This window comes from Mesorhizobium sp. LEGMi-168a, assembly GCF_058312955.1.
The window spans coordinates 1-1,174 of the sequence record NZ_JBZEGV010000125.1; the positions used below are offsets into that span (position 1 = coordinate 1).

The 1,174-nt window shown below is 59.8% G+C and carries 1 protein-coding gene; it reads right to left on the reverse strand.

Annotation, left to right across the window (positions count from 1 at the left end; translation table 11 throughout):
* Nucleotides 1–634 precede the first annotated feature (634 nt).
* A complete protein-coding gene (locus tag AC4FWB_RS34355; RefSeq protein WP_491030639.1) occupies nt 635–790 on the reverse strand; it encodes a hypothetical protein in 156 nt (51 codons plus the stop codon).
* Nucleotides 791–1,174 lie beyond the last annotated feature (384 nt).

Below are 1,174 nucleotides of genomic sequence, written 5' to 3' on the forward strand. Positions count from 1 at the left end.
CACCAACTCGCCGAACTTACCTCAACAAATAGCGCCGCTGGAGTGAATCCTTTGCTTCTGCCCATCCTCGGCTATGTTCTGGGCCGCGTCTGCGCCATCGAACGTCTGGTGGGACATGTATGGCCTCCAAACTTCATCGACGGCCGCTTCGAGAAGTTCTCTCGTTGACATTCTCGGGTCGCTCCGTGAAGGCATGGAGTATGTCGACTTTTGGATTCCCATATTACTTTCTCGTCAGATGCATTGCGTGTGCTTCTAGCACGGCACGGCCGATACTCGTCAGAACTGGCTCGCGTTTCGGATGGTCTCCTTTCGAGTACCTGGGCGCCTGTGATCCGTTCGGAGACCGTAGCATTGACAGCGAGTTTTGTTCGCAAAGCTTCTGTGAAATCACTTATAGGATCTGTTTCGCTGTTTATTGCCGGCGGCGAGACATGGAGCATCCGGCGAAACGCGTTGGGCGCCCGCGAGAGAGCGCCGCTTTAACCAATCAGTGATCCTGCTGTGCCTTTAATCTGATCGGCAAACGGTGCACCAAGTTCTGGAGAGCCTATCCAGCGTGCGGGCCTGCCTCCGAAGGAGGCAGGCTTCGGAGACAGCCTGTGGAAGGCCCCAGAAGCTGCTCCGGATTACGTCAGCTTACGCTCTGTCGCGTCGCCAAGGTGAACGCTTCGCCGCGTCTGGTGAGCCGCCAATGTTTCAGGAAGCGGTTCATGTAGATGACCGAGAGCAAGCGGGCTTGCGACGCGCCCTGCGGCGTGCCGCACTTGGCTCGTCTGCCCCCGCTCATGTGTCGTTTCCCGTCACCGTCCCGCTCTTCGACTGGCGCCTTCAGCCACAGCTCGTGCCGGTCAACGATGCGTCGGGCCACCGATTTGAGGAGGTCCGAATGCGGGATCGTGTCGAGTATTTCGACAAATCGGCGTCTACCACGTCAGTATGGCCCCGGCAGATCAGCCGGTGCGTTTCCTTGACCGCGTCGCATGTACTGCGACGTGGTCGGTAGCCATAAGCGCTGTCCTCGCAGTCCGCCTCGAAGATCGGTTCCAACACCCGCTCGGCGGCGGTCTGACCACCGATCCCGGATAGTCGGGATGCCGAGCGGGCGTTGGCCGCCGCCTGGCTTCGGGAGCATCACCCTCCGTACCGGCTGTGGCCGGTAGGTCTTCGAGAC